Origin of the sequence: Yersinia sp. 1252 StPb PI (genome assembly GCF_048593885.1) — a bacterium.
Classification (GTDB): domain Bacteria; phylum Pseudomonadota; class Gammaproteobacteria; order Enterobacterales; family Enterobacteriaceae; genus Yersinia; species Yersinia enterocolitica_E.
The window spans coordinates 1-8,888 of sequence record NZ_JAZGQE010000179.1; the positions used below are offsets into that span (position 1 = coordinate 1).

Consider the following 8,888-nt stretch of genomic DNA (forward strand, 5'->3'; position numbering starts at 1 on the left):
GTCAAGATCGTTGCTGCACACAAAAACCCTATTTCAATTTATTTAATATAAATCAATTCATTAAATATGAATGCACATCTGTGCAATAACTAAAGTGGGTAATAGCGTTTGAATTGGTTTTTTATGGAAGATATTGGAAGTTATTCGTTATATTGTGCTTTTGACTTCAAAAATGGAAAGTGATTATATCAAGCCATAGATAACTTAATGACATTTGCACAAATGTGCAAGAGGTTGAAAATGGAAAAGAGCGACGATCTGCGCCTGATGGTGAAAATTGCACAAATGTATTACGAGCAAAACTTCACGCAAGCGGAGATAGCACGCGCGCTCGGTATTTATCGCACCAGTATCAGCCGAATGCTAAAAAAAGTACGCGAACAGGGCATTGTTACTATTTCAATCAATTATAACTATAACGAGAATCTGTTACTGGAACAGCAGTTGAAGTCGCGCTTTAAATTACGTGAGGCGATTGTCGTCTCTTCAGAGCATGATCAATCGCCAGAACATCAGTTGATATTAATGGCAAAACAGTGTGCCGCATTGTTGAACCGAATTATTGAAAATGGCGATATTCTCGGCTTCTCTTGGGGCAGTGCAATTGCCACCCTGATTGAGCAAATGGATATATCACCGGTATCGCGTCAGTTAACCTGTATCCCAATGGTGGGTGGCCCCTCAGGTAAGCTGGAAAGCCGTTATCATGTGAATACCCTGGTTTATAGCGCCGCAATGAAATTAAAAGGCGAGTCATTGTTGATCGATTTCCCGGCAATTCTGGAAAAAAGTGTTATCCGTGATGGCATTGTGCAATCTCAGCATTATCAGGCTATCGCTGACTATTGGCAGCGGCTGGATATCGCTATATTCGGTATTGGTTCACCCAATATCTCGGGGAATTCCACCTGGCGCGCTTTTTATGGCAGTGATGTTATTGATCACTTTAATGACCGACAGGTTGCTGGCGATATTTGTTCACGTTTTTACGATTTGCAGGGCAACCCGGTGGAAACCTACATTAGCGATAAGACGATCACTATCGACTTAGAGAAAATTAAAAAAGCCCGTTATTCCATCGGTATTGCGCATTCCCATGAAAAAATCAGCGGGATCATCGGAGCAATTAAAGGAAAGTATATTAATAGTCTGGTGACCACGAAAGAAACTGCTGAGGAGATACTCAAACTAACGGCATAAAAAGCAGCTAAAGAAATACAATGAGGAAAAGCTTACTGTCAGTCATCATTAACCTTTCCTCTTTATATCAAAAACAACTCAATTAATTGCGCCTTAGGGTGTATGGCTGAGTATTAGCAAAATTCAGAACAGCAGGGAATTTCTATGAACGATTGGCTTAATTTAAAAGATAAAGTTGTCATTGTAACCGGTGGTGCATCAGGGATTGGCTACGCTATTGTGGAAGAGTTACTGGCGGCAGGTGCCAAGGTGCAATTAGCCGATGTTAATAAACTTGACGGTGGCATTAAAAATAATCCACAGCTGAATTTTATTCAATTGGATATTTCAGACCGTAGCAGTGTACAGACTGCAATTGATAATATTCTAACCCAACATGGGCATATTGATGCATTAGTTAATAATGCCGGGATTAATCTCCCCCGTCTGCTGGTCGATCCGAAACAGAGCCACAGCCAATATGAACTGAAAGATAACGAATTTGAAAAAATGGTAAATGTGAATCAGAAAGGGGTGTATCTGATGTCACAAGCCGTGGCACGCAATATGGTTGAGAATAAACGCGGTGTCATTATTAATCTCACGTCGGAAAGTGGATTAGAAGGCTCTGAAGGACAAAGCTGTTATGCCGCAACTAAAGCCGCACTATATAGTTTTACCCGCTCCTGGGCCAAAGAACTGGGAAAATACGGTATCCGTGTGGTGGGCGTCGCCCCGGGTATTTTGGAGAAAACCGGTTTGCGCACCCTGGATTATGAAGAAGCACTGGCCTACACCCGTAATATAACGGTTGAGCAGTTGCGTGACGGTTATACCAAGAATGCCATTCCAATTGGCCGGGCTGGAAAACTATCAGAAGTGGCTGATTTTGTGACTTACTTATTATCCGAACGTGCCAGCTATATTACCGGCGTTACCTACAACATTGCCGGTGGTAAAACCCGAGGCTAAACAGGAGGCATGATGGTTAGTGTCATTTTTTGCGCTCACGGTGATTTAGCGGTTTCAATGCTTAACTCCGTCAATATGGTGTATGGCGAAACACAAAATATTACCCCGCTGTTATTTAACCGTGGTGAAAATGCCGAAGATTTAGTGACAAAAATGCAGGATGTGATGGCACATAGTGACAGTTGCTCTTGGCTGATTGCGGTTGATTTGCAAGGTGGCAGCCCATACAACGCTGCCGCACGGTTGGCATTCAACAATCACAACATTCAAGTTATCAGTGGGTTATCACTACCACTGGCACTGGAAATTGTCGATAACCAGCACTCGATGGCAGTAAGAGAATTGGCTGATTACTTACTGGAAATCGGCGCGCAGTGTGTGCAGTCATTCCACCACTTACAGAATGTCGAAGAAGAAGAGGCCGACTTTATATGAAAATCAATCTGGCAAGAATTGACGACCGGCTGATTCACGGTCAGGTCACCACGGTATGGGCGAAAGAGGCCAAAGCTGGGCGGATTATTATCTGTAGCGACGAAGTCTATAACGATGATATTCGTAAAACGTTATTAAAACAGGCAGCACCTCCGGGAATAAAAGTAAACGTGGTTAATATAGAAAAAGCCGTCGCGGTTTACCACAATCCTAATTACAGTAATGATACCGTGTTTTATTTATTTACCAATCCGACCGATGTTTTGCGCCTGGTGGATCAAGGTGTGAAGATTGAAGTTATTAATATTGGTGGCATGGCATTTAAACAAGGTAAAAGGCAATTAACTAAAGCAGTATCAGTTGATCAGGAAGATATTAAAGCCTTTTATGCATTAGCTGAACGTGGCGTACATTTGGATTTACGGGTAGTCACTTCCGACCCACAGGTAGATGTGATTAAAAAAATACGTGAACTGGAGTCTAAATAACGACATTTAACACAACCGACAAATAATAACTCAGGTTTTATTAAACATTTAAATCCGATTACTCAACCTGGGCAATGAAACTATTTAATGATAATCCATGGCGATAGTGGCCAGGGTTAATAGGAATATATTGCCGAAAGGGGTCCACCATGGAAATAAGTTTAGTACAGATAATCTTAATCTTTATTTTCTCATGCATCGCCGGTATGGGCAGTGTGCTGGATGAATTTCAAACTCACCGGCCATTAATCGCCTGTACCATTACTGGCCTGATCCTCGGTGATATGACCACCGGCGTGATTCTCGGCGGTACCTTGGAATTGATCGCCCTCGGGTGGATGAACGTCGGTGCGGCGCAATCCCCCGACTCCGCCCTCGCCAGTATTATCTCAACCATTCTGGTGATTGTCGGCCATCAAAACATTGCCACCGGGATTGCTATCGCCCTACCCGTGGCGGCAGCCGGTCAGGTGCTGACAGTGTTCGCCCGTACCATTACCGTGGTTTTCCAGCACGCAGCAGATAGGGCCGCAGAAAAAGCCAACTTTGCCATGATCGACTTAATGCATGTCTCAGCCCTACTGGTTCAGGCTCTGCGCGTGGCGATACCGGTTTTGATCGTATCCATCTTTGTCAGTGCCGATACCGTCAGTCACATGCTCAGCGCGATTCCAACCGTGGTCACCCATGGGTTACAAATCGCGGGCGGATTTATTGTGGTGGTCGGTTATGCCATGGTACTCAACATGATGGGCGTGAAATACCTTATGCCCTTCTTCTTCCTAGGTTTTATTGTCGGTGGCTACCTTGGTTTCAGCCTGCTCGCCTTCGGTGGCATCGGCCTGATTATTGCCTTGCTATATATCCAGTTAAATCCTCTGTATCAGAAACCGGCGGCTCCTGCGACGTCAGCCAGCCACGCCAAACTTGATGAATTAGAAGATTAGGAGACGCTGAAATGAGCACACCTCACAAACAATTAACTCGCTCTGATCTGTTTAAAATGTTCTTACGCAGTAACTTGCAACAAGCCTCTTTTAACTATGAACGTATCCACGGCTTAGGTTTTTGCTATGACATGGTGCCCGCAATCAAGCGTTTGTACCCACTGAAAGAAGATCAGGTTGCTGCCTTAAAACGTCATTTAGTGTTCTTCAACACCACTCCCGCCGTCTGTGGCCCGGTTATCGGGGTGACGGCGGCGATGGAAGAAGCGCGAGCCAATGGGGCCGACATTGATGAAGGGGCAATTAATAGTCTGAAAGTCGGGTTAATGGGGCCATTGGCCGGAGTCGGTGACCCATTGATCTGGGGAACCTTACGCCCAATCACCGCAGCCTTGGGGGCCTCGCTGGCGCTAAATGGCAATGTACTAGGCCCGATACTGTTCTTCTTATCCTTCAACTCTGTTCGTCTGGCATTGAAATGGTTTGGCCTGCAATACGGCTTTACCAAGGGAGTCAATATCGTCAAAGACCTTGGCGGCAATCTGCTACAAAAACTGACGGAAGGCGCATCCATTCTGGGCCTGTTTATCATGGGGGTTTTGGTCACCAAATGGACCAGCATCAATGTGCCACTGGTGATTTCGAAAACACCGGCACAGGACGGCAGCACGGTAACCATGACGGTGCAAAACATTCTGGATCAGCTCTGTCCCGGCCTGTTGGCACTGGCACTAACCCTGTTAATGATGCGATTACTCAAACGTAAAATTAACCCTATCTGGCTTATCTTCTCCTTGTTTGGCCTTGGTATTTTAGGCTCATGGCTTGGCATTCTTTCCTGATTTATGCCGGGGAGATTTTTTATTCGATCTGCTGTTTTTTTATATTTAAAAATGATTGAGGTGGTTCCAAATGAAGACCAAAGCATTGCGTTTATATGGTAAGAATGACCTACGACTGGAAAGCTTCACCTTACCGGAAATAAATGATGATGAAATTCTGGCCACGGTAGTGACCGACAGTATTTGTCTTTCTTCGTGGAAAGAGGCCAATCTGGGGGCTGAGCATAAAAAGGTGCCGGATAATGTGGCAGAAAATCCGATTATTATCGGTCATGAATTTTGCGGTGATATTTTACAAGTGGGTAAAAAATGGCAGCATAAATTTAAACCCGGCAGCCGTTATGTGATTCAAGCCAACTTGCAATTACCCGACCGCCCTGACTGCCCAGGCTATTCATTCCCTTATGTCGGCGGCGAAGCCACCCATGTGGTTATCCCTAATGAGGTGATGGAACAAGACTGTCTGCTACCTTATGAAGGTGAAAGCTATTTCGAAGGATCCTTGGTAGAACCACTTTCTTGTGTTATCGGCGCATTTAACGCCAATTACCATCTTATTCCCGGCACATACCAGCATAAAATGGGCATAAAACCTGGTGGGAATGTGCTAATTCTCGGCGGTACTGGCCCGATGGGATTATTGGCCATTGATTACGCGCTGCACGGGCCAGTCAATCCACAATTACTGGTGATAACTGACCGTCACCAGCAAAAACTAGACTATGCCGCCCGCCTGTATCCGAGCGAATCATCAACAGCAGTACATTATCTCAATACCAAACAAACAGAGGATCAGTTTGAGCGTTTAATGGCTCTGACTGGCGGAAAAGGCTACGACGATATATTTGTCTTCGTACCTTCTGCAGAATTAGTCACCCTGGCTTCAAGCTTATTGGCACCGGACGGCTGCTTTAATTTCTTTGCCGGCCCGCAGGATAAGAATTTTATGGCGTCGGTTAATTTCTACGATATCCATTATTCATTTACCCATTATGTCGGTACCTCTGGCGGTAATACCGATGATATGCGCGAAGCGGTAAAATTAATTGAAACGAAGAAGGTGAATGCCGGCAAAGTGGTCTCCCATATTCTGGGTTTAAATGACGCGGCAGAGACCACCTTAAATCTACCGCAGATTATTGGTGGTAAGAAATTGGTCTATACCGGTAAAAATATCCCGCTGACATCATTAAGTGAGTTGATGAGTCAATCACAAGAGCTGCCGTTATTACAGCAACTCCAGGCTATTTTGCGTAAAACCGACGGTTTGTGGTCGAAAGAAGCGGAAGATTTTGTTTTGGCGCACGCCCAAGAGATTTAACCTTTTGACTGAGGGCGGCAAATAGCCACTGTCGCCCTCAACTCACTCCGGCAGATGCTTCGCCGTTGATTCATCGGTGGTTGCATCATTCTCCACCGCGCTCAACAACACATCCAATAAACCGGGGAAACGGGCATCGATATCATCGCGTCGCAGTGATAGCAAACTCTCGCGCCCGCAAGGCCGCTGCCAGATAACACCGCTTTCCCGCAATACGCGCCAATGATGGGTCAGGGTGGATTTAGACAACCCTTGCACTAAGGTGCCACATGCATGCTCCCCACCAGCCGCCAACCTACGTACTACCGCTAACCGCAGCGGATTACCTAAAGCCGTCAGCACATTTTCCAGCCGGATCTGCTCACGCTCAGGGTGATTTGCAATCATAGTATTCCTATAGATAAGTGACAGGCCAGCACGCCTGATTTGGTTACCGCTACACAGCTTAGCGCGCCGCAATATAGCCTATACGCCATGTCGACCCTACAATTAATTCTTATGCCATGCTGAAAGCTACCTCAGCCGTTGTACGCCGCCATTATTGCATATTTTAAGAACAAATAATCAAATTGTACGTGTATATTCGTACAATTGGACTATACTGCTCTCGACCGATTGATCAACCAAGATCATCACTTAACAACTTCCCGGCAGAGCAGCAAACCGCCCGCCCCGAAATTGCCATTATCTTTTAAGGACTTAATATGGCACGTAAAACTCCTATCGAGCGCTATCGCAACATCGGTATCTCCGCCCACATCGACGCCGGTAAAACAACCACCACTGAGCGTATTCTGTTCTACACCGGCGTCAGTCATAAGCTGGGTGAAGTGCATGATGGTGGCGCGACAACTGACTGGATGGCTCAGGAGCAGGAACGTGGCATTACCATTACATCGGCTGCCGTGACCTGCTTCTGGAAAGGTATGGACCGTACCTTACCGGAACACCGTATTAATATTATCGACACCCCCGGGCACGTAGATTTCACCATTGAGGTGGAACGCTCTATGCGGGTACTCGACGGTGCAGTGATGGTGTATGACGCGGTCGGTGGCGTACAGCCACAATCAGAAACGGTCTGGCGTCAGGCCAACAAATACCGCGTGCCACGATTGGCTTTCGTCAATAAGATGGACCGCCCAGGTGCTGATTTCTTCCGCGTTAGGCAGATGATGATTGACCGCCTGAAGGCCAATCCAGTGCCCATTGTGATTCCGATCGGCAGTGAAGAGCACTTTATCGGTGTGGTAGATCTTCGTTTGATGCGGGCCATTATCTGGGATGAAGCCTCTCAGGGTATGACATTCAGTTACGCCCCGATCCCGGAAAACTTGCTGGCANCCGCCAATCAGTGGCGCGAGAAGATGGTCGCTGAAGCGGCTGAAGCCTCTGAGGCGCTAATGACCGAGTATCTGGAGACCGGTGACCTGACGCTGGAAGAGGTCACCCAAGGTCTGCGTATCCGTACCATTGCGGGCGAAATACAACCCATGATGTGCGGCAGTGCCTTTAAAAACAAGGGCGTGCAACGGATGCTGGATGCGGTGGTTGAACTGATGCCGTCACCGGTCGATATCCCACCGGTCAGTGGCACTGATGAAGAGGGCAATGAAGTCAGTCGCCGCGCCGATGATAATGAAAAATTCTCGGCACTGGCATTTAAACTGATGACTGACCCCTACGTCGGCCAGTTAACATTCGTGCGGGTTTACTCCGGTGTGTTGCGAAAAGGTGATAGCGTTTATAACCCGATTCGCGGCAAGAAAGAGCGTATTGGCCGTATTGTTCAGATGCATGCCAACAACCGCATTGAAGTCGATGAAATCTGCGCCGGTGATATTGCGGCCTGTGTCGGTTTGAAAGATGTCACCACCGGCGAGACGTTATGTGACCCGGATGCCGTGATTACCTTGGTACGGATGGAGTTCCCCGAACCAGTGATTTCGCAAGCGATTGAACCGAAGACCAAAGTCGATCAGGAGAAAATGGGGATCGCATTGCAACGGTTGGCATCAGAAGATCCGTCGTTCCGTATCCGTACTGACGAGGAATCAGGCCAGACTATTATTTCCGGTATGGGCGAGTTACATCTGGAGATAATTGTCGATCGGATGAAACGTGAGTTCGGTGTGGAAGCCAATATCGGTAAACCACAGGTGACCTACCGTGAAACTGTGCGTAAAACCGTGACTGACGTCGAAGGCAAATTTGTGCGCCAGTCTGGCGGTAAGGGGCAATATGGCCATGTGGTCTTTACCCTCGAACCGCAGGAAGCGGGCTGCGGCTTTGCGTTTGTTGATGCAACTAAAGGCGGTGTGGTCCCGCGTGAATATATTGGTGCGGTAGAGAAAGGTGTACTCGAAGCCACCAATACCGGTGTATTGGCCGGTTATCCGGTAGTGGATGTGAAAGTAACACTGACTTTCGGTTCCTATCACGAAGTGGACTCATCGGAACTGGCGTTTAAAATGGCTGCCATCTTTGGTTTTAAAGAAGCGGTCAAACAGGCGTCACCGGTGATTCTGGAACCCGTGATGAGTGTGGAAGTAGAAACACCGGAAGAGTACGCCGGTAATGTGATGGGCGACCTTTCCTCTCGCCGTGGCTTGGTACAAGGCATGGAAGAGATGATTGGCGGCGGGAAGATTATCCGCGCAGAAGTGCCGTTATCCGAAATGTTCGGTTACTCCACCGTGCTGCG

Annotated in this window: 9 protein-coding genes; 8 read left to right on the forward strand and 1 reads right to left on the reverse strand. The window is 47.1% G+C overall.

Annotation, left to right across the window (positions count from 1 at the left end; genetic code table 11):
• The first annotated feature begins 240 nt into the window (after nt 1-240).
• From V2A85_RS19440 to V2A85_RS19470, 7 genes are all read left to right on the forward strand, one after another.
• On the forward strand, nt 241-1,200 hold the full coding sequence (locus tag V2A85_RS19440; protein WP_083160323.1) for a sugar-binding transcriptional regulator: 960 nt from the start codon (nt 241-243) through the stop codon (nt 1,198-1,200).
• Between the two features lie 144 nt (nt 1,201-1,344).
• Nucleotides 1,345-2,151 (forward strand): SDR family oxidoreductase, encoded by an 807-nt coding sequence (locus tag V2A85_RS19445; RefSeq protein WP_372558091.1) that lies wholly within the window; start codon nt 1,345-1,347, stop codon nt 2,149-2,151.
• Nucleotides 2,152-2,163: 12 nt separating this feature from the next.
• Nucleotides 2,164-2,586, forward strand: a complete 423-nt coding sequence (locus V2A85_RS19450) for a PTS sugar transporter subunit IIA (protein ID WP_372559831.1) — start codon at nt 2,164-2,166, stop codon at nt 2,584-2,586.
• Entirely contained in the window at nt 2,583-3,074 is a 492-nt protein-coding gene (locus V2A85_RS19455) for a mannose/fructose/sorbose PTS transporter subunit IIB (RefSeq protein ID WP_372558090.1), read from the forward strand. The genes V2A85_RS19450 and V2A85_RS19455 overlap by 4 nt, the downstream gene beginning before the upstream one ends.
• A gap of 149 nt (nt 3,075-3,223) precedes the next feature.
• Nucleotides 3,224-4,021, forward strand: a complete 798-nt coding sequence (locus V2A85_RS19460) for a PTS mannose/fructose/sorbose transporter subunit IIC (RefSeq protein WP_193784718.1) — start codon at nt 3,224-3,226, stop codon at nt 4,019-4,021.
• Between the two features lie 11 nt (nt 4,022-4,032).
• Complete coding sequence (locus V2A85_RS19465; protein WP_083160339.1) at nt 4,033-4,863, forward strand: PTS system mannose/fructose/sorbose family transporter subunit IID; 831 nt, start codon at nt 4,033-4,035, stop codon at nt 4,861-4,863.
• A gap of 70 nt (nt 4,864-4,933) precedes the next feature.
• On the forward strand, nt 4,934-6,184 hold the full coding sequence (locus tag V2A85_RS19470) for a zinc-binding dehydrogenase (protein WP_420072132.1): 1,251 nt from the start codon (nt 4,934-4,936) through the stop codon (nt 6,182-6,184).
• A 42-nt stretch (nt 6,185-6,226) separates the two neighbouring features.
• On the opposite strand, the gene V2A85_RS19475 is transcribed toward V2A85_RS19470, so the two are convergent.
• Entirely contained in the window at nt 6,227-6,571 is a 345-nt protein-coding gene (locus V2A85_RS19475) for an ArsR/SmtB family transcription factor (RefSeq protein WP_005181869.1), read from the reverse strand.
• Between the two features lie 317 nt (nt 6,572-6,888).
• Between V2A85_RS19475 and fusA the strand changes: the two genes are divergently transcribed.
• A partial coding sequence (fusA, locus tag V2A85_RS19480; protein ID WP_420072133.1) for an elongation factor G occupies nt 6,889-8,888 on the forward strand: 2,000 nt, incomplete at its 3' end.